Here is a 19,922-nt window from a genome sequence, read left to right on the forward strand (position 1 = left end):
TTTATAATTTAAGCAATTGCGCAGTGTCTTCAACAAATAGGAACGAGTATTTAGGTGTTCCTCCTAAAAATTCCTTTTCGTTTCTTAATTGCGGATAATAATTTTCAAGTTTTTCAGCCACTGCGGTACCAGTTTTGGTAAGTTTTACCGGAGTAAAGGAGCGGAACAATGGTCTTAGTTTAGAGGCCATTTTATAGTATTGTATATCTCCATATCCATAATATCCAGGGTCCTGAAGCATCGCATCCACTAATAAATCTTTGGATTTTATGTTTTGATACAATGCTTTGTCAAGCATTTTATTCTCTAATTGGTTGAGCCCGTTTTTTAAACTTGGGAAACGATGTAGGTGGGTTTGGATTACATTGGTGAGATATTGCAGTTGACTATTGTTTTGTTTAATTGCACTTTGCAGGCGAATAGGACTGTTTTCACAATAAAGCTGCCAAATATAATCGCCGTATTCAATATCGTCTTTATTAAGTAAAAGTCTGTCTTTGTAAAGATCCTCAAGAGCAGTTTTATCTAAGGATGATAGAGAAGGTGAGGGTTGTGAGTCCTTTTCAACACCAGATCCGATAAGATAGATAGTGGCATTAGATCTATTTTTCTTAATCCAACTAAGGACCGCAATCATATTTATTTGACAAAAGAGATCCTTATTAAACCAAAGTACAATTTCATCTTGAGATTTCTGATTACAAAGATTTCGGTATTCTTTTAGGGTTCTATTAATAAAGGTGTCCTTGGTTACTTTATAAGCCCTATTTAAGAACTCGTATCGTTGTCGCCAAAAGGTTTCACTACCAACCTCAGGGGTGGTTTTACCCTCGCAAAGCATTTCACGCCAAGTAATGATGTCACCAGAAATGTCTAATGTCTTCAAAACCGCGGTAAACGCATCTCCGTTTGTAATGTGCAGTGTTTTAGTCATTTAATTTATAGATTTGGAAGAAACATTTAGTTTAATTATGGGTAAATGTATAAATTATGTGATGAATTACCATAATTTTTGATGTTAATTTCAAAAGGACTTTAACCCCCTACACGTTTGACTTTGAAGCCCTTTTCTTGAAGTATTGACATGATTTGGTCACGATAATCTCCTTGAATTATGATGGATTCCTTCTTAAAAGAGCCACCAACACTTAATTTGGTTTTTAACTCTTTTGCAAGAATTTTAAAGTCTTTATCCGCTCCATTATACCCATCGATAATTGTAATGGGTTTGCCCTTCCTTTTTTCGTATTTGCATAGAAGGGGCTCATCTTGTATCCAAATGGTATTTTCTGAAGACTCTACATGTTCTTCCTGCTCAAATTCATGATCGGGAAATAAATCTTTTAATTGGTCTTGTAAGTCCATTATTGCTATTTTTAGCTAATTCTACCTATGTTATCTTTATTTACACTTTGATAAGTCCAAGTTCTATGAGTCGTTGATGTAAAAATTCACCTGCTGTAATATCTTCGTATAATTTTGGATGCTCCTGATCAACACAATTATCTAGCACATTCAGTGGCATATCGCTCACCGGATGCATAAAAAATGGGATAGAATAACGAGAAGTATTCCACAGTTCTCTAGGAGGGTTCACTACCTGGTGAATGGTTGATTTTAGCTTATTATTTGTCAAACGAGATAACATATCACCTACGTTGATCATAAGTTCATCTTCTTGTGCTATAGCATCAATCCACTGTCCTTCATGGTTTTGAACTTGAAGTCCTTTTCCTTGGGCTCCCATAAGTAAGGTAATCAAATTGATATCTCCATGAGCTGCTGCTCTTACTGCTGCTTTAGGTTCTTCTTTAATAGGAGGGTAATGAATTGGTCTTAAGATTGAATTCCCATTGGTAATGAATTTATCAAAGTAATTTTCTTCAAGACCCAAATGAAGTGCTAATGCTCTAAGAACGTATTTGGCTGTCTTTTCTAACTTTTTGTAGGTTTCTTTACCTGCTTTATTAAATTCTGGAACTTCCTTCACTATTACATTATCGGGATACTCAGCTTCAAGTCTAGGATTATTCTCCACATACTGCCCAAAATGCCAAAATTCTTTTAAATCCCCTTCTTTTCTGCCTTTTGCATGCTCTTTGCCAAAAGAAGTATAACCTCTTTGTCCTCCAATTCCTGGAATTTCATATTGGTCTTTAATCTCTTGAGGTTGATTAAAGAATTCTTTAATTGCTTGATATAAATCCTTGATTAACTCTTCTGATAAAAAATGACCTTTTAAGGCTACAAAGCCAATCTCTTCATACGCTTTACCAATTTCATCGATAAACTTTTGCTTTCTTTTAGGATCCTCTGATATGAAATCAGTCAGATCAACACTAGGTATTTTATTCATTTGTCCTGAATTTTACAACAATAGTTACTTATAACAAATGTAAGAATTTCTGAAGTGTAAAGGTTGATTTTTTAATTCCTTTGTTTTTCCTGTAAAATTAAAATTCTATAATTTTTTCTAAATTTGATAAAAATAAAATCCATGGATCACCCATTAATTTCCAATGCGATGGTTTTTGATCACCGCTCAGTTTCTAGTACTACGCAATTAGAGCTGTATCAAGCGATGCTTACCTCTAGAATGATCGAAGAGAAGATGTTAGTTTTACTCCGACAAGGAAAGATTTCAAAATGGTTTAGTGGAATAGGTCAAGAAGCAATCGCTGTGGGGGTAACTTCCGCCTTAGATATGGATGAATACATTCTACCGATGCACCGAAATTTAGGGGTGTTTACAACTCGAAAAATCCCGCTTTATAGGCTTTTTGGTCAGTGGCAGGGCAAGGATATTGGATTTACAAAAGGCAGAGACCGAAGTTTCCACTTTGGAACCCACGAGCATCATATTATTGGAATGATTTCTCACCTAGGTCCTCAGTTGGGTGTAGCCGATGGTATTGCACTGGGTAATTTATTAAAAAAACAGCCTAAAGTATGTGCCGTATTTAGTGGAGAGGGAGGGACTAGTGAAGGTGATTTTCATGAAGCGTTGAACATTGCTTCGGTCTGGTCTTTGCCAGTGCTCTTTTGCGTGGAAAATAATGGTTACGGATTATCTACCCCCATTATAGAACAATTTAACTGTGAACATATAGCTGATAAAGCACAAGGGTATGGGATGGAATCACATATTATAGATGGAAATAACATTCTCGAGGTTTATTCCAAAGTAAGTGCTTTGGCTAAAAGTGTACGAGAGAATCCTAGACCTGTGCTTTTAGAATTTAAAACTTTTCGTATTCGTGGTCATGAGGAGGCTAGCGGAACCAAATATGTACCTAAAACCTTACTAGATTCCTGGAAAGGAAAGGATCCAATTATAAATTATGAGAACTTCTTAATTGACAAAAGTATTGTTAGTGTCCCTCAAACTAATGATATTAAAGAAAGAATCGGTATTGAGATTGAGAAGAATCTCCGTAAGGCCTTTGATGCTCATGATATAGAGAGTACTGTTGAAAAGGAAATTCAAGACCTATATAAAGAACACCGACCTAACCAAGTTCTACCAGGTAAAGAAACAGAGAATATGCGCCTTGTTGATGCCGTCTCTGATGGTTTAAAAGAAGCCATGAGAAGATTTGAACATCTTGTAATTATGGGACAGGATATCGCAGAATATGGAGGTGTTTTTAAAGTTACCCAAGGATTTGTGGAAGAGTTTTCTAAAGATCGTGTGCGTAATACCCCAATATGCGAATCGGGTATCGTTTCAACAGCTATGGGATTAGCCATCCAAAATTTTAAGGCAGTTGTTGAAATGCAATTTGCTGATTTTGTAAGTAGTGGATTTAACCCCATTGTCAATTATCTGGCTAAATCTCATTACCGTTGGGGTCAGCATGCGGATGTTGTGATTCGTATGCCTTGTGGTGCAGGAGTTGGCGCTGGGCCTTTTCATTCACAAACTAATGAAGCTTGGTTTTTGAAAACACCTGGATTAAAGGTCATTTACCCAGCATTTCCAACAGATGCCAAAGGACTCTTAATTAGTGCTATTGAAGATCCAAACCCAGTGTTGTTTTTCGAGCATAAAGCCTTGTACAGGACACAATATCAAGATGTTCCCTTAGGGTATTACAATACACCAATTGGAGAGGCGGTCCAAGTTAGGTCAGGGACTAATGTTAGTATTGTTACCTATGGAGCTGGTGTTCATTGGGCTATTGATTTGATTATTGAGCTTGAAATCGATGTAGACCTTATTGACCTAAGAACTTTAATGCCGCTTGACCAACAAACCATATACAACTCTGTTAAAAAAACAGGAAAATTACTTATCTTGCATGAAGACTCGCTGTTCTGTGGCCTTGCTAGTGAGATATCAGCATTGGTAGCACAGCACTGTTTTGAATATTTAGATGCCCCAATCATTCGAGTTGGTAGCATCGAAACCCCCATTCCTTTCGCTAAATCCCTAGAGAATAACTACTTGCCTAAAACTAGGTTTAGAGAAGAATTATTAAAACTAATAGAATATTAATATAGTCTTGTATTTAAATTTTTATTAATTTAATAAGGGATTCTTGATTAGGTTGGAATAATTACTAATTTAGAACCCAAAAAATCAGTTTAATTAAAACTACTTAATTATGAAGAAAAAAGCATATTTGTTACTATTGGTAGTCGCGGTGGTAGCGTCTTCCTGTGGGTTGAGTAAGGCAAATCGGGATTCCAGAAAATCATTAGACGGAACTTGGGAATTAAGCCATATCGATTATCAGAACAATGAAGGCTACTTCAAATCATTGCTATTCAATGATGTGACTTCTAAATGTTTTAGAGGCAGTGAGTGGTTCTTCCGCTCGAATAATAGTACTGGCTATTACAACATTATTTCGCCAGGTAATTGTGCTCCAGGTCAGCGATTTATTCGTTGGTCAATTCAAGATGATGCCAATGGAAATCCTTCCAAATTTCAGTTTAAATTTATCGATGAAAAGAAAAAGGATATCAGTGGAGGTTATGGCTATGTTTTTGACATTAGAAGTTTAAGTGCTGACCAAATGGTCATTAGTTCTGTCTCTAATGTAGATGGTGAAAGTGTCAATGTAGTCTACCAGTTCAACAGAATCAGCATGTAATTTTAAATAAAACAATTAAATAATAAACTTATGAAAAGAACAGTGTATAAGGGTAGTTTGATTTTTGCATCAGTATTATTAATGTTCAGTTGTGATGCTATCCAAAATTCAAATAAAACTCAAAGAGGTACCGCTATTGGAGCAGGATCTGGTGCGGTAATCGGTGGAGTGATCGGAAACAATGTAGGTGATGGGAACAATACCGTTTTAGGTGCTATTATAGGTGCTGCTGTTGGTGGTGTTGTCGGGAATAGAATTGGTAATAAAATGGACCGAAATGCTGAAGCAATCGAAGAAGCAGTTCCAGGTGCAGAAGTTACTAGAATTGGTGAAGGGATTAATGTAACCTTTGATGAGAATAGTGGTGTTAAATTTAAAATTAACTCTGCTGAAATTTCTCCTGAAGGTAAAGCAACCTTAAACAAAATGGCAGAAGTATTTAGAGAGTATGATGATACCAATGTTCTTATCGAGGGACATACTGATACTTCGGGTTCTGATGAATACAACTACTCATTATCAGAAAAAAGAGCGAAATCTGTTCGTGACTTTTTAACAGCTAATGGGGTCTCTAATTCAAGATTGACAACTAAATGGTACGGAGAAACACAACCAAAATACGACAATGCTACTGCAGATGGTCGTGTAAAGAACAGAAGGGTTGAGCTTGGTATTATTGCCAATCAGGATATGATTCAGGATGCCAAAGCACAACAATAGTAAAAGAAACTTTAGGTTTTACAATTAAAAAAATAAGGTCTGACTCACAAAAATCAGACCTTATTTTTTTGCTCGTAAGCAATTAGTTCGCCTTTAATTTGCCTTTCTTTTTTTGTAATTGACGTTCTAAATCATCAGTGGCTTCTTGAATGGACATCTCAAATTTTTCATGAGAAGCTTCCGAGAATAATAATGAGCCTGGAACACGTAATTTAATTTTACATATTTTTCCAGCTTCTCTTGTGGAACTTCTTTCATTTTGAAAAAATACATCAAAGCGGACAATAAAATCATATTTATCCTCCAACTTCTCTAGTCTTTTTCTAACCAGTTGTTCCAATCGGGAACTAGCGGCCACACCATCGTATTCAAAGTTTATTTGCATAGTACATATGTTTGTACTAAAAATAAGAAAATTTACTGTAGAATCTATAGGATTTACTAAGTTTTAATAGCAATTTAAGAACTTAGTAGAGGTATTTGGTGCCTACCTAGTGAGATACAGTACTATATATTTTTTGAGGTAATAGTAATTGCTGCGAGTAACTCTTTGTAATTCATTGATTTTAGATCTTCATCGGCATAGAAGGAGCTAAGCTTATCTTGATTAAAATGGTATAAATCCCAACGCTTATGATGATACTCTAATGCAGTTAGGTTTTCGATCCAATCTCCTGAGTTTAAATACAAGCAAGTTCCGTTTTTATTGACCTTTCTTAGCATTTGAGGCTGGTGTATGTGACCACATATCACATATTTATAACCATTTTCAATAGCCAGATCGGCCGCCACGCTTTCAAAATCATCAATATATTTTATAGCTTTTTTAACCCCATTTTTTATTCGTTTTGAAAGGGAATATTTTTCTCTCCCCATTTTAATCAGCACCCAATTAATTACGCGGTTAAGAAGTATTAAGAAATCATAGCCCCAGCCTCCTAATTTTGCGATCCATTTGGTATGTTGTATTGAGACATCAAAAACATCCCCATGGAAAATCCATGCCTTTTTGCCATCCAAGTTTAAAATAAGCTTGTTGAGAATATGAATATTACCCATGCTGATGTCACTAAATTTTCGGAGCATCTCATCGTGATTTCCGGTAATGTAATAAACCTCTGTTCCTTTAGTGGAAAGATCAATAATTTTTTTAATTACCTGCAAATGTGTCTTAGGAAAGTATCGTTTCCTGAAATGCCAAATATCGATGATGTCACCATTTAGAATTAATTTTTTAGGAGCGATACTATTAAGATAAGAGAGTAGTTCTCCTGCATGGCAACCGAAAGTCCCCAAATGTACATCTGAAATTACTACAACTTCTAATTTACGTTTTCTCAAAAGAATGTTTTTATACAATAAAGAAAAGAACTAAATACAGAAAGTGTATTTTTTAAAAATTAAATGTATATCATCTTATTGTTAAGCCTCTTGTGGATTATTATTTAATGTGATTCATAAAAACTAGGACTTCTGATTAAATTCTAAAAATTGTCTAACCTATTAATAGCAAAGTTGTTGTGTGTTAAAGGTGGATCTTACCTTTTTGCTTAAATTTTATGGAACTGTTGAAAATACATATTCAAAATAAGTGAGGTGAAGCAGGTTATCTTCTTAACTTAAACCTAAATAACCCTTGGATAATGGGCAAATTAATTTTCGTATCTCTTTATTAAAAATTACATTTGTCAAAATCATAAAATTCATGGCAGGAAATTCCTTCGGAAATCTTTTTAGTTTAACCACTTTTGGTGAATCTCACGGACCAGCATTGGGTGGTGTAATTGATGGATGCCCAGCGGGTATTCAACTCGATTTAGATAAAATCCAATTAGATTTGGATAGAAGAAAACCAGGGCAATCCGCTATCGTAACGCAGCGGAAAGAACCAGATGAAGTCCGTTTCCTTTCTGGTATTTTTGAAGGAAAAACCACGGGAACTCCAATCGGTTTTATTATTGAGAATACAAATCAAAAATCACATGATTACTCTCATATCAAGGATAGTTTTCGTCCTTCACATGCAGATTATGTGTATAATAAGAAATACGGTTTTAGAGATTATAGAGGAGGGGGACGTAGTTCGGCAAGAGAAACGGCAAGTAGAGTTGTTGCAGGGGCTATTGCTAAACAATTCCTTAAAGGTATAAAAATCCGTGCGTTTGTGTCCTCAGTGGGGCATATTACTTTAGATAAACCGTACACTTCCCTAGATATTGATCAAGCAGAACAAAACATTGTTCGTTGTCCTGATCCAGAAAAGGCCACGGAAATGGAATCTTTTATCAAAGAAGTAAGAAAGGATGGAGATACTGTTGGAGGCACTGTTACCTGTGTAATTGAAAACCTGCCGATTGGACTTGGTGAACCTGCCTTTGAAAAACTGCATGCCGAATTAGGGAAGGCCATGCTTTCTATTAATGCTGTAAAAGGTTTTGAATACGGGAGTGGATTTGCGGGTACTGCCATGAGAGGCAGTGAGCATAATGATCTTTACAATGAGGATGGGACCACTAAAACCAATAATTCAGGAGGAATACAAGGCGGCATTAGTAATGGAATGGATATTTACTTCAAAGTGGCTTTTAAACCCGTTGCCACAATCATGCAGACCCAGCCAACTATTGATATAGAAGGAAATCCTGTGGAGATGCACGGTAAAGGTAGACATGATCCATGTGTTGTTCCCAGAGCAGTGCCAATTGTGGAAGCTATGGCAGCACTAGTATTAGCGGATTACAAACTTATAGATCAAGCAAGAAAGCATAATAATATTTAAATAGGTTTTTAAATATTTTACAAAAACTAACTTATCTAACTAAACACTTACTTAGTGAAAAAAATCGCATTACACTGGCAGATTATAATAGGACTAATATTTGGTATCATATGGGCACTTCTATCTAGTAAATTGGGTTGGAGCCAATTCACCATTGATTGGATTGCTCCTTTTGGAACTATTTTTATCAACCTGTTAAAGCTCATTGCAGTGCCTTTGGTTCTATTTTCAATTATCAATGGTGTTACAGGGATTGGGGACCCTGGGAGTTTGGGTAGAATGGGTGCAAAAACGCTCATAGCCTATTTATTTACGACGATTCTTGCTGTTGGATTAGGCCTTTTACTTGTAAATGTAATAAAACCTGGAGAGCTTATTGATCAACAAAGTAGAATTGATAACCGTATAAGTTATGAGTTATGGGCTGAAAGCGAGAATTTACAAATAAAAGACGGTATTAATTATTTACATGACCCTGAATTTAAGGAACGAGCTTTGGAAATCACAAACTTGTCCAAAGCAGAATTGTCTAGTGTTGATGTGGATGAGAAAATGCTAGAGGCTGAAAATGCTAAGAGCTCTGGACCTTTAAAACCTTTAGTTGATATCATACCAGATAATATTTTTAAATCTTTAGCAGATAATGGTCTGATGCTTCAGGTGATATTTTTTGCACTGTTCTTTGGTATTGCGCTTCTATTTATTCCTAATGAAAAGTCAGAACCTGTTACAAAATTTGTAGACGGGGTTATGGAGGTATTTCTGAAGATGGTAGAATTGATAATGAGAGCTGCTCCATTCTTTGTTTTTGCCTTACTTGCTGGTGTAGTCAGTAGGATGGCAGGAGATGATGTAAACAAGGTGCTTGAAATTTTTAAAGGGTTGAGTTGGTATTCCTTAACTGTGGCAATTGCATTATTTTTAATGATACTAGTTGTTTACCCTCTTTTAATGAGATTATTTGTCAGGATCATTTCATATTCTGCTTTTTTCAAAGCAATCGGTCCAGCACAAACACTGGGTTTTTCTACCTCTAGTAGTGCCGCAACCCTTCCTGTTACACTAGAATGCGTAGAAGAAAATTTAAAGGTAGACAAGAAAATAACGAGTTTCGTTCTACCTATTGGAGCAACTGTAAATATGGACGGTACGTGTCTTTATCAAGCTGTCGCTGTGGTTTTTTTAGCACAACTACATATGATTGATCTGACTTTAGGGCAACAATTAACAATTGTGCTTACCGCAACTTTGGCCTCCATAGGATCTGCCGCAGTCCCCAGTGCAGGACTGGTAATGCTGATTATCGTATTGCAATCAGTTGGTTTGAATCCGGCATGGATTGCTATCATTTTACCTGTAGATAGGATATTGGACATGATCCGTACTGTGGTTAATGTAACAGGGGACGTAACAGTATGTTCAATTATTGCAAAAGATGAAGACATGCTTCATTATGAAAAAGAAGAAGCCGTTAAACCTTAAATTAATGCAATAATGACACACGCATTAATGGATCAGTATAAAGGGCTTTTTGTAATTGATAGGAGTCTAGATCGCTTAAACAAAGGGATCGAATTACTTACCTATTTGAATCCACTCAATTCCGAAAAGGAAAAGCAAAAATTTTATAGTTCAAAATACACTGAAGTTCCTAAATTTAGATATCCTAAACGCAATTTTAATGCCTTTAAGATTCAACAGGGGTTATTTTTGCACAATCTTGAAGAAATACATGATGATCATATAAGAACACTGTACCAGAATATAATTTATTATTACTCTAATGTGCTACAGTGTTCGGATGTTATTGGTGAGAAAAAGAAATTCTTCTACAATAGCCTTCGACTCTATGGAGCTCCCAAGGAAAGAGATGTGCAAAACGCAAAGTTTATCATACATGTTAAGGATCACCATCAAGAAGAGCAAAAGATATATTCCGCTTTAGACGCAGTTACTTATTTTGAAAATTTTGTCAAGAGTTATGATTTTCAAATGAATATCAAGCTTTCCAATAGTATTGCTGCGGATGCTATGGTATCTAATAAGTTGCAGACCTTGTTTATTAAAAAGAACGCTCGTTTTAGTGAGAACCAACTAAAAACCCTTGCAAACCATGAAATAGGGGTGCATATGGTTACAACCTTTAATGGAATTAACCAACCTTTAAAGATTTTCTCTAATGGTTTTCCTAAAAATGTTGAAACCCAAGAAGGGCTTGCTGTCTTTAGTGAATACATGAGTGGAGTATTAACACTTGATCGTTTAAAAACTTTGGCATACAGAGTGATTGCTGCGGACTCTCTAACTGATGGTTATGATTTCGCAGACACCTTCGACTTGTTACACAATCAGTATAAACTCAATAGAGATAAGGCCTTTATTATTACCCTTCGAGTTCACAGAGGAGGAGGTTTTACGAAAGATTTTCTGTATTTGACCGGCCTTAAAAAAATATACGATTATTATAAGCAGCACCAGGATCTATCAATTCTTTTAAGCGGTAAAGTATCTTTAGAGTTCCAGAGTAGCATAGAACATATGATGGATGTAGGGTTGGTGCATAAGCCTGTTCACCTGACACATTCTTATAACAATAACTACAATTCCAATAAAACCATTGACTTCATACTAGAAAATTTGAGGTAATACTGAGCTTAGATTTTTGTTCGAGTTTCACATACAAAAACCAACCTTACACAACAAAAAATTTTCTTTCATAGAGTTTCCAAATATGTTTGCATAAGAGTTTAAATGGATAAAACCAGATAGAGGCTCTAATGCACCAAATCACAGTAGTAATACATGGAACGCTTACTCTAATGCTTTAAGTTTAAATCAGGAGCAATGATGAGTCGTATTAATTTATTCACAGTGAAGAAAAAACTAAACACAAAAAACGCCGATATTTCCAAATTAGTTACGGAGTGTCTTGGAGACAAAGAGTATCTCAATGAAGTTGTCGTGCTTTTAAATGATAATATAGAGGAGTTTTATGACACGATAGAGGTCTGTATTAAAGCCAAAGATAGGTTTTCGATCTCTAGAGGAGCTCATAAGATAAAAAATGGCCTTGAGATGGTTCAAGCTTCTGTACTTCTTCATTATGTTGATTTAATACAAAAGGAGTGTCAACATTTGGATACGTTTTGGAAAGTTCAAGATATTTTGAATCAATTCAAAATTGAGTATAAACTGGTAAAAGAAAGTTTGTCGAATCAAATAAACAATCTAGATGACTAAACATACATGTGTTCTGATAGAGGAAGATAAAATGGTGGCATCATTAATGAAGTTTAGATTAAAACGTCTTGATTTTGAGGTTCATCATTTCAGTAATGCCAGCATTCTAGCCTTAGGTAATATTAAAGCTGATGTAGTTATCATTGGATTGCATTCATCTAATTTGAATAGCGTTGCAACACTAAAGGAAGTAAGAACCTTTATAGGCGACCAAATACCTATAGTAACCATATTATCCAATAAAAGGCAACAATTGGTAATTGAGAACAATAATATTCAAGTGGAAGCTTTTCTCTCAAGTCCCGTCGATTTAACAGATTTAGAAAAGTCAATTATTCAAGTTGTAAATAAAAAAGTCAATATAGGTATTAAATTATCGTAATATACCAATATGTTATAATATACGCTTCACATACAAAAAGATGTGTTTGACAACAAAAAGTTTTTAACCTCAGAGAATTGGATTACTTTTAATTTTGAAAACGTAGAGAGCCCCAAATTCTATTGTTTTCTGACAAACGTTTTAAAGATTGCCTCAAGTCTTACCTGAATCCTACTTTGTTCTTAAATCTCCCAATGCTTATTATGGGAGATTTTTGTATATATTAACCAGAACATTTAATTTCTTAAATATTTTGATTGTTGATTTCGCAACGGGTAGGGAAGGGGTATTTACCCAATGCCCTACCAGTTCTAGGGTTCTTTTGCGATTAATAATGGCACAATGTTAAATACGTGATCATATATCTAAATATTAATAAAATATTGTACCTTTTGTATATTTTTAATAATAAAAAGTAGCGATGGGACATTCTATTATAAAATTAGGGTTCGTATTAAGTTTACTTTTAATTTCATTTAACTCAGCAAGGGCTACAATATTATCAGTTAGCCTCCAAGCTCAGGATACCCTACAGTTCAAACAATATAATGGATCCGTAGTAGACGCCAAGACTAATGATGAGCTTGTATTTGCAACTATATCAATTGATAACACAAATATTAGTTCAATAACCAATACCGAAGGAGAGTTTTCAATTAAGATTCCGGATTCTTTAGCCAAAAAGCATCTAGCAGTATCCTTTTTAGGGTATCAAAAGAAAATCCTTCCTATAGAATCCTTAAGTGAACAGGACAATATCATCACCTTGGAGCCTATTTCTATTGCATTACAAGAAATAGATTTGGTTGCTCCTAAAGATGCTTTATTACTTGTGATGCAAATGCTACACAACAAGGGCACAAATTACCTTGAAAATCCAGTTAGAATGACTGCCTTCTACAGAGAGACCATTAAAAAGCGAAGTAAAAATGCCTCACTGGCAGAGGCAGTTGCTTATATATATAAACAACCCAATAGCTCGGGAAGGAAAGATATTATAGATCTTTACAAATCAAGGAAAAGTAGTAATTACTCTAGACTTGATACGGTGGCATTAAAACTTCAGGGCGGGCCTTTCACACCTCTTTTTGTCGATCTGATGAAGTATCCTGAATATATTTTTGATGAAGAATTGATTTCGTACTACGAATTTTCATTTCTCCATGGATCAACGATCCATGGAAAACCTGTTTATGTAATAGGATTTAAGCAAAAAGAATGGGTTGAGGAGCCCTTGTTTTATGGTAAATTATATATTGATTCTACCACCAAGGCTCTTGCAAGCGCTGTATTTAATTTAAATGTAGAGGATCGTGATCGGGCTAGTAATTTACTTGTCAGACAGAAGCCGCGTGATATCCGTGTCTATCCAACTGAGGCCTCTTATAGGGTAGATTATCGTATAAAAAATGGAAAGTGGTACTACGGTTATGGTAATGTACAACTAGCATTTGTAGTGAATAGGAAAGGCAAATTGTTTAATTCAAAATATTATGTAAGCAGTGAAATGGCTATAACAGATTGGTATGAAAATGGTTCTGGTAAAAACGTCCGATGGCGTGATCGTATGAAACCCTATATTATTATTGCCGACGAGGCTTCTGGATTTTCAGATCCAGAGTTTTGGGGCGCATATAATGTAATAGAACCAGAGAAGTCTATTAAATCTGCAATCGACAAAATTCAAAGGCAGTTGGAACGTGATGAAAGTTGAAATTTCATGATTTCTTGATTAACCAACCGCAGGAGCCAATTTTTTAAATAAAAAAGTATTTGAAAAATTGGCTTCATTTTTAGAATTTAATATAGAAATTAACTTTTTTGAAATCATTTGGCATGCTTTTGGTTTGTATTTTTACCCAAAATGTATGAATTTTATGTTTGAAAGTAAACCAAGAATGCGATTGTACTGTTGTCTGTTTGTCCTTTTGATTGGCTCGATAGGCTATGCACAAGGAGAACTTCCAAATACCCCTATAGAGTTAGAAGGGCTTGACCCCATTATTACTGAAAATCCAGAGGCGGAAGAACCTATTCCGTTAGATATAGAAGCGGAACCGGATACTAAAGCTCCAGAGGTTCCAGAGAATCCCAAAAAGTCTGCTCTTGAAATGGCAAACAAGGAAGTCAACTTAATGGAAAGTAATGAAGCTTTTTTAAACCCAGGGGACCGATTTGTTAAGAAAATGAATAAAACCTATAGGATTCGAGATAGTGAAAAAGTTGGTGCTACGACCACACAGTACTTTGGTGAGTTTCGTACTAAATCGAAAACTGTCAAAATTATGGCAAGAGATCACGGTAATGTCGATGGTGACCGGGTAAATATCATTATTAACGATAGAGTAGTGGTGCCAAATGTGCTGCTTCAAGGGAACTTTAGAGGATTTTATTTCGAACTTAAAAAAGGATTCAATAAAATTGAATTTAGAGCACTTAATGAAGGCGCATATACACCTAATACCGCTCAATTTGCAGTGTTTGATGATCAAGGCAATGAAATCTCTTCAAATGAGTGGAATTTATCTACCAACGTAAAAGCTTCACTTATGGTCATTAAAGAAGAGTAATCATTTTTGTTTTAAATATTAAATCTTACTTAAAGTCTTTTCATTTATTTGTAAAATTGGGTATCTTTAAGAAGCTGGTGTATAGAACATTCTGATTTTAGGTTTGATATTATCCAGTTGAAACTAAAGGATAGACAAATGAAAAAAGTATTGATAGCAATAGATTATAACCCAACGTCTGAAAAAGTAGTTACTGACGGATATAAACTAGCAAAAAGTTTAGGTGCAGAAGTTTGTCTGATTCATGTTATTACCAACCTACAGTATTATGGAGCGCAATATCCTGCATTTATGGGATTTGAATCAATGAGCCTCTCGTATGATCCTAAAATTCACGACGAAATGAAAAATATTGCAAAGGATTATATCGCTACAGTGGCTTCCCATGTTGGTGATCAAGGATTAAAAACTCATGTCGCCGAGGGCGATACTGCTAAGGCGATTTTGGAATACTCAACGGAGTGGGGGGCAGACCTCATTGTGATGGGAACGCATAGTCACAGCGCCTTTGAAAAGCTTTTAATAGGAACCGTTGCAAATGCTGTACTGGAGAAAACAACGATTCCCGTTCATATGATTCCCGTAAACCCCGAAAAGGTTTAGTGACTCTTCGATTGTATTTCTTTAGCAACAGCTTGTACTTTGTCCATGACAGCCAAAAGATTACCTCCCCATAATTTTTCAATTTCTTGCGTGGAATATCCTCGTCGAATTAGCTCTTTGGTCACATTTAAGGTTTCAGAAGCGTCATTCCATCCGTAGATGCCACCTCCGCCATCGAAATCGGAACTAATCCCAACATGATTTATTCCGATTTTATCAACCATGTAGTCAATGTGATTTACAAAATCGGCTACATTTACTGGATCTGCAGTTTGCTCAAGTTCGTCTAGTTGAGGCTTAATTGTTTGTTGAATTTTTTGGTACTGTTTATAGTATTGTTCTGCTTGTTTTTCAGGTAGCTCCTTATATTGATCATAGCTAAGAATCTTAAAATTTTCTTTGGCAGCTGCATTGTGAAGTACTTCATTAACTAATTCTTGAAATTTTGCATTTTTTTCGACGTCGACATATCCAGCGAAAGCCACCGTTTGAACAACACCACCATTTTCTTTAATCCATTGTAATTGCTCGTCGTCTAGGTTTCTACTGTGGTCACTAAGAGTGCGCGCAGAGGAGTGTGAGGCAATAATTGGCGCTTTACTTAGCTCAATAATTTGACGCATAGCTTCTTTAGAAGGATGTGAAATATCAATCATCATCCCGTATTTATTCATTTCTGAAATAACTTCTTCACCTAATTCACTTAGACCATTATGTAACCAGGTGTTATCTGATTCGCCAGTATTGGAATCGGAAAGTTGACTATGCCCTTGATGAGCAAGTGACATATAACGGCCTCCTAAATCATAAAATTTCTTTACATTATTGATATCAGTGCCTATAGAGTAACCGTTTTCAATACCAATCATAGCGACAAGTTTCCCTTGACTATTAATTCGTCTAACATCGTTGGAGTTCAAAGCAAGCTCAATTTCCTCGGGAGCGTATTGTTCACAAAGACGATGGATTGCATTGAATTTATCCATGGCATTTTTATGTGCCTCTTTATATCCTTTTTTGTTAAGTTCACCTTGACCAGTATAGACAATTAGCCAGGCTACATCCAAACCACCTTTTCTCATTTTAGGTAAATTAACTTGTGAGTTGGTGTTTTGGGAATAATTAATTTGTGAGGTAAAATTGTTCAAATCAAAATCACAATGTGTATCTATGGTGATGACGTTATCTTGAATTTCTTTGGCTAATTTTGTTAACTCTTCTTCAGAGTATTGTTTTTCTTTAGATTGTCCATAAACAATAACAGTTGACAGCAAGCTAAAAAGAAGTACGAATTTAGTGATCTTCATAAGTTAGGAGTATTTAGATTATTGATCGTTAGTAAATGTAGCAATTTAATGGAAGAATTATTTAATTCTGAAGGTATATTCATTTTATCTAATACAAGGCTTTGTGCCTCAAAGGGGAGTTTTAATATTTTCTATTTTACATAATATAAATTATGGTGCAAATATATGAAATACTTATGATGTCTAATTGAGTTAACATAACTTAGGATAAAGACCTTTCTATGAACATCATTAAAAACGTTGCTTCACTTTAAGGCATAAAAAAACCGCCACTTGGGCGGTTTCTTAAAAATTTAGTTTTCTAAATCGGGCGAGAAAAAGGAAGAAAAACTTATACAGTTAACTTCTAGTTTGCCTTTATCTATCCTTATCTTATAGGCTTTAACTGGATTTGCTCCAAAATTGCCGCCATATTGATTTTCATACTTTTTAATTTTTTCTATATCCCAACCCCTTATTAAACTATAATAATATTTTGGGAAGATTGAATCTTCTGTAAATTGAACTTTTTGACCATTCTTTTTGTATTCGACTTGAGATTTGTCAGACCAAATGGACACATAAAATTCACCCGTTTGGATATTATACTCTTGTATAAGGTAAACAGTATCATTTTCATAATCTAAAAAATCAAGCCTCTTACCTATCAGGCTGGTATCTTCATTATAAACAAAACTGCATTTCTCTTTTTTCGTTTGGCTTTTTAATGTGTTTAAAAATGTGTCTCCATCCTTTACCAAAACTTTACTGGCCGAACAAGAGATAATTAAAAAGGCTATAATAACCGTAATACTTTTCATAATTAATAGCTAAAAGGTGTTTGCTTACGTCTTCTTATTACTCTATAATTCCTGTTATTATTCCCGTTACTATCGTAATACCTGCTTTGCCTAGTATTGGGGAACAAAATGTTTGGCCCAGTTGGATTGCCATTTGGGTCAACAGTATAATTTGTTCGCAAAGGCAAATTATTTTCACTCCTCAACTGATTCTCTATATGTGTAGAGTAAATTTCCGCTCTAGGTATACTCTGATTATTGCCATTAGCATCTGTGTAATTATACCAAGGCGTTTGGTCTGCTCCACCATTCCAAACATCTCTAATATGAGCTAGTTCGTGACCTAAACCAATATACGAGGGTCGTTGATTATTGTTATTCGGGTCATTGTCTGGCGGACCATTGACATTTGCAGAATTCCACCTGACCCAATTACCACTATTTTCATCAGCGCCATTACCTCCATTTGTACCAATTATTTGAACACTATTGTTTTGGTCGCTTGCTAAATCGCTAACCAATGTACTACCTACATTACCACCGTTGATTAAATTATTCAAAGCACCTGTTACGTCTGCAACTAGCTGGTCGTTACCTTGATAGGCGTTTCCTGTAGCTATGTCTATGAATCCATTATTTCCATTTGCATCCTGACCCCAGTATAAATTCTGCGTAACAGCTTCATTGTTCGGACCTCTAGTAATTACGGCAATTTTGATACTATCCCCTGCTACTTCTCTATATCTAATAGGATTATTAGCAGAATACGCATAAGGACTAATCCCTGCATAATCTTCTGCGAACCTATCGATTTTCCCAAAGCGCAATGTTGCTGGGTCGTAGTCCCGCCATTGGAACGCATAAGTATCTTTACCGAGTTCTTCTTCCAGTTCCTGTCCCTGGTACTTGTATTTCTCTGCCTGTGAATTCGCATTGCTCGATACAACGTTGTTATATCCTTTATGAAGCAAGCCACCAGGGTAATAATTGTTCTCCGATAAGATTTCGGTGTTTGGGTCTATCGCCCCGTTCAAATCAAGGTCAGAGTAGGACAGCCTGACGTTCCCCAAATGACCTTTATACTCATATACCCATAATAATTCACCATAATTAATCCTTTAATAATACTCTACTATTTTTGGGGTTTGATTCGATAAATTCTACTTGAATTCTTTTTCCTATATAAGTAGATAAAGAATCACTTCTTAAGTTCCATAAATCCTTTGGAAAGTTCACAGAATTCGTATATGAATCACCTTTGAATTTATAATTATATTCAAACCTAGGATTTGTTTTAGCACCTGGATATATTTTTATGATGACACCCTCCACTCTTTCCTTTTTTATTGATGGATCGTTCCATTGTTCATCTCGTATATTTTTCTTATACACAAGAATAAAAACAAAGACACCAAAAATAATCCCTGCAAGAATTTTAAAAACTAACTTTATTTTTATATTTTTCATTACTTATTGTCTTGATAATATTCCGTAACTAGTTGCTTTAGTTCCTGTTTCAAACATTCCTTTGCCTACTCCTTTTGCAAAATTAGAGGCTTCAGATTTATTAATAACATTATTCAATCCTTCCATTTTAACTCCAAAGATAGTTCCGACTCCTGCCTCCCATAAAACGCTACTACCTGATTTTGATCCTAAAATTGATGTTGTCCCAATATTTAATTGTGTATCAATATTCACTTCAAAACCAGCACCCAACGCATCTCCAATACCAGGCATTAAAAAACCATCTGAAAAAGCAGCAACTACGTTAACTTGGTCATTAATACTATATTGAACTATCCCACTAATAGTGGACTTTCCTAGTGCCGATTGTAATCCGCCACCACTAATAGCATAAGGTAATAATGTTGTGCTTAATAATGTTCCCCCAATAGAATAAGTTGTAACGTCCATTAAAAAAACACCAATACTTCCATCTTCCCATCCTAAATACCCCATGTTCCAATTGGCTTTAAAAGAATTGAAGTCAACTCCCTCCATAGAATTATACTTTGGTGATTCGTATGAGTTACCATATTTATTGGAATATTGTTCTTTAACATTCTCATAATCTCCGGTAAATTCATATTGTCTTTTATATTGATCTAATGATCCTGAAAATGCAGTCAAAGATTCAGATGACCATCCTCGAGATCCAGATTTACTATTTGCTGAAACGGTAATTGGCTCTAATTGAAATGGATCATTATCCGTTCCTGATCCGGGAGGATCTATAGGAGCCATTCCATTAGGATCAATAAACTTAATTGGATTATTAAACGTATAATTATATGGGGTAACCCTTTTCATTAAATCAGCCATTGGATCTATGTTCATCCACCTACCTATTGCAGGATTGTAATTCCTAGCACCAAAATCATAGGTGTTGATATCCAAACTTTCATCATACTCCTTGCCATTGTACTTCCAACGTTGGGCT

General features: G+C 35.3%; 21 protein-coding genes. 11 read left to right on the forward strand and 10 right to left on the reverse strand.

Features of this window, described 5'->3' with window-relative positions; translation table 11 throughout:
* Position 1: 1 nt before the first annotated feature.
* The 3 genes from I215_RS10805 to I215_RS10815 form a co-directional block, all read right to left on the reverse strand.
* Positions 2 to 934: a DUF1835 domain-containing protein gene (locus I215_RS10805; protein ID WP_008992000.1), complete on the reverse strand. Its 933-nt coding sequence runs from the start codon at positions 932 to 934 to the stop codon at positions 2 to 4.
* A 101-nt stretch (positions 935 to 1,035) separates the two neighbouring features.
* Positions 1,036 to 1,365, reverse strand: a complete 330-nt coding sequence (locus tag I215_RS10810) for a translation initiation factor (RefSeq protein WP_008992001.1) — start codon at positions 1,363 to 1,365, stop codon at positions 1,036 to 1,038.
* Positions 1,366 to 1,405: 40 nt separating this feature from the next.
* Complete coding sequence (locus tag I215_RS10815; RefSeq protein ID WP_008992002.1) at positions 1,406 to 2,356, reverse strand: isopenicillin N synthase family dioxygenase; 951 nt, start codon at positions 2,354 to 2,356, stop codon at positions 1,406 to 1,408.
* A gap of 168 nt (positions 2,357 to 2,524) precedes the next feature.
* Between I215_RS10815 and I215_RS10820 the strand changes: the two genes are divergently transcribed.
* From I215_RS10820 to I215_RS10830, 3 genes are all read left to right on the forward strand, one after another.
* Positions 2,525 to 4,498 carry an alpha-ketoacid dehydrogenase subunit alpha/beta gene (locus tag I215_RS10820; protein WP_008992003.1) on the forward strand — a complete coding sequence of 658 codons (1,974 nt, stop codon included), beginning with the start codon at positions 2,525 to 2,527 and terminating at the stop codon, positions 4,496 to 4,498.
* Positions 4,499 to 4,607: 109 nt separating this feature from the next.
* Positions 4,608 to 5,099 (forward strand): lipocalin-like domain-containing protein, encoded by a 492-nt coding sequence (locus I215_RS10825; protein ID WP_008992004.1) that lies wholly within the window; start codon positions 4,608 to 4,610, stop codon positions 5,097 to 5,099.
* Between the two features lie 30 nt (positions 5,100 to 5,129).
* Positions 5,130 to 5,819, forward strand: a complete 690-nt coding sequence (locus I215_RS10830; protein ID WP_040460252.1) for an OmpA family protein — start codon at positions 5,130 to 5,132, stop codon at positions 5,817 to 5,819.
* Between the two features lie 82 nt (positions 5,820 to 5,901).
* On the opposite strand, the gene hpf is transcribed toward I215_RS10830, so the two are convergent.
* Together hpf and I215_RS10840 are read right to left on the reverse strand one after the other, a co-directional pair.
* Positions 5,902 to 6,204 carry a ribosome hibernation-promoting factor, HPF/YfiA family gene (gene hpf, locus I215_RS10835; protein ID WP_008992006.1) on the reverse strand — a complete coding sequence of 101 codons (303 nt, stop codon included), beginning with the start codon at positions 6,202 to 6,204 and terminating at the stop codon, positions 5,902 to 5,904.
* Positions 6,205 to 6,326: 122 nt separating this feature from the next.
* The gene (locus tag I215_RS10840; RefSeq protein ID WP_008992007.1) at positions 6,327 to 7,160 is read right to left on the reverse strand and encodes a UDP-2,3-diacylglucosamine diphosphatase; all 834 of its coding nucleotides are present in this window, start codon (positions 7,158 to 7,160) and stop codon (positions 6,327 to 6,329) included.
* A 364-nt stretch (positions 7,161 to 7,524) separates the two neighbouring features.
* Between I215_RS10840 and aroC the strand changes: the two genes are divergently transcribed.
* From aroC to I215_RS10880, 8 genes are all read left to right on the forward strand, one after another.
* A complete protein-coding gene (aroC, locus tag I215_RS10845; RefSeq protein WP_008992008.1) occupies positions 7,525 to 8,598 on the forward strand; it encodes a chorismate synthase in 1,074 nt (357 codons plus the stop codon).
* 54 nt (positions 8,599 to 8,652) lie between these two features.
* Positions 8,653 to 10,080 carry a dicarboxylate/amino acid:cation symporter gene (locus tag I215_RS10850; protein ID WP_008992009.1) on the forward strand — a complete coding sequence of 476 codons (1,428 nt, stop codon included), beginning with the start codon at positions 8,653 to 8,655 and terminating at the stop codon, positions 10,078 to 10,080.
* Positions 10,081 to 10,092: 12 nt separating this feature from the next.
* Positions 10,093 to 11,244: a flavohemoglobin expression-modulating QEGLA motif protein gene (locus I215_RS10855; protein WP_008992010.1), complete on the forward strand. Its 1,152-nt coding sequence runs from the start codon at positions 10,093 to 10,095 to the stop codon at positions 11,242 to 11,244.
* A gap of 198 nt (positions 11,245 to 11,442) precedes the next feature.
* Positions 11,443 to 11,838, forward strand: coding sequence for a hypothetical protein (locus I215_RS10860; protein ID WP_237738953.1), 396 nt, complete (start codon positions 11,443 to 11,445; stop codon positions 11,836 to 11,838).
* Entirely contained in the window at positions 11,831 to 12,220 is a 390-nt protein-coding gene (locus I215_RS10865) for a DNA-binding transcriptional response regulator (RefSeq protein ID WP_008992012.1), read from the forward strand. Before I215_RS10860 ends, I215_RS10865 begins: the two co-directional genes overlap by 8 nt.
* 421 nt (positions 12,221 to 12,641) lie before the next feature.
* Complete coding sequence (locus I215_RS10870) at positions 12,642 to 13,934, forward strand: carboxypeptidase-like regulatory domain-containing protein (RefSeq protein ID WP_008992013.1); 1,293 nt, start codon at positions 12,642 to 12,644, stop codon at positions 13,932 to 13,934.
* A gap of 163 nt (positions 13,935 to 14,097) precedes the next feature.
* Positions 14,098 to 14,790 carry a hypothetical protein gene (locus I215_RS10875; RefSeq protein ID WP_237738954.1) on the forward strand — a complete coding sequence of 231 codons (693 nt, stop codon included), beginning with the start codon at positions 14,098 to 14,100 and terminating at the stop codon, positions 14,788 to 14,790.
* Between the two features lie 138 nt (positions 14,791 to 14,928).
* Positions 14,929 to 15,393, forward strand: coding sequence for a universal stress protein (locus I215_RS10880; protein ID WP_008992015.1), 465 nt, complete (start codon positions 14,929 to 14,931; stop codon positions 15,391 to 15,393).
* Here I215_RS10880 and I215_RS10885 read toward each other — a convergent pair.
* The 5 genes from I215_RS10885 to I215_RS10905 form a co-directional block, all read right to left on the reverse strand.
* Positions 15,390 to 16,700, reverse strand: a complete 1,311-nt coding sequence (locus I215_RS10885; protein WP_008992016.1) for a membrane dipeptidase — start codon at positions 16,698 to 16,700, stop codon at positions 15,390 to 15,392. The genes I215_RS10880 and I215_RS10885 overlap by 4 nt on opposite strands.
* 293 nt (positions 16,701 to 16,993) lie before the next feature.
* Positions 16,994 to 17,500 (reverse strand): hypothetical protein, encoded by a 507-nt coding sequence (locus I215_RS10890; protein ID WP_008992017.1) that lies wholly within the window; start codon positions 17,498 to 17,500, stop codon positions 16,994 to 16,996.
* Positions 17,501 to 17,502: 2 nt separating this feature from the next.
* On the reverse strand, positions 17,503 to 18,513 hold the full coding sequence (locus I215_RS15735) for a M91 family zinc metallopeptidase (RefSeq protein ID WP_051009183.1): 1,011 nt from the start codon (positions 18,511 to 18,513) through the stop codon (positions 17,503 to 17,505).
* 76 nt (positions 18,514 to 18,589) lie between these two features.
* Positions 18,590 to 18,946, reverse strand: a complete 357-nt coding sequence (locus I215_RS10900; RefSeq protein WP_008992019.1) for a hypothetical protein — start codon at positions 18,944 to 18,946, stop codon at positions 18,590 to 18,592.
* Positions 18,947 to 18,949: 3 nt separating this feature from the next.
* Positions 18,950 to 19,922 (reverse strand): RHS repeat-associated core domain-containing protein (locus I215_RS10905; protein ID WP_008992020.1); only part of this gene is annotated, 973 nt, incomplete at its 5' end.

It is taken from the genome of Galbibacter marinus (assembly GCF_000300875.1).
GTDB lineage: Bacteria > Bacteroidota > Bacteroidia > Flavobacteriales > Flavobacteriaceae > Galbibacter > Galbibacter marinus.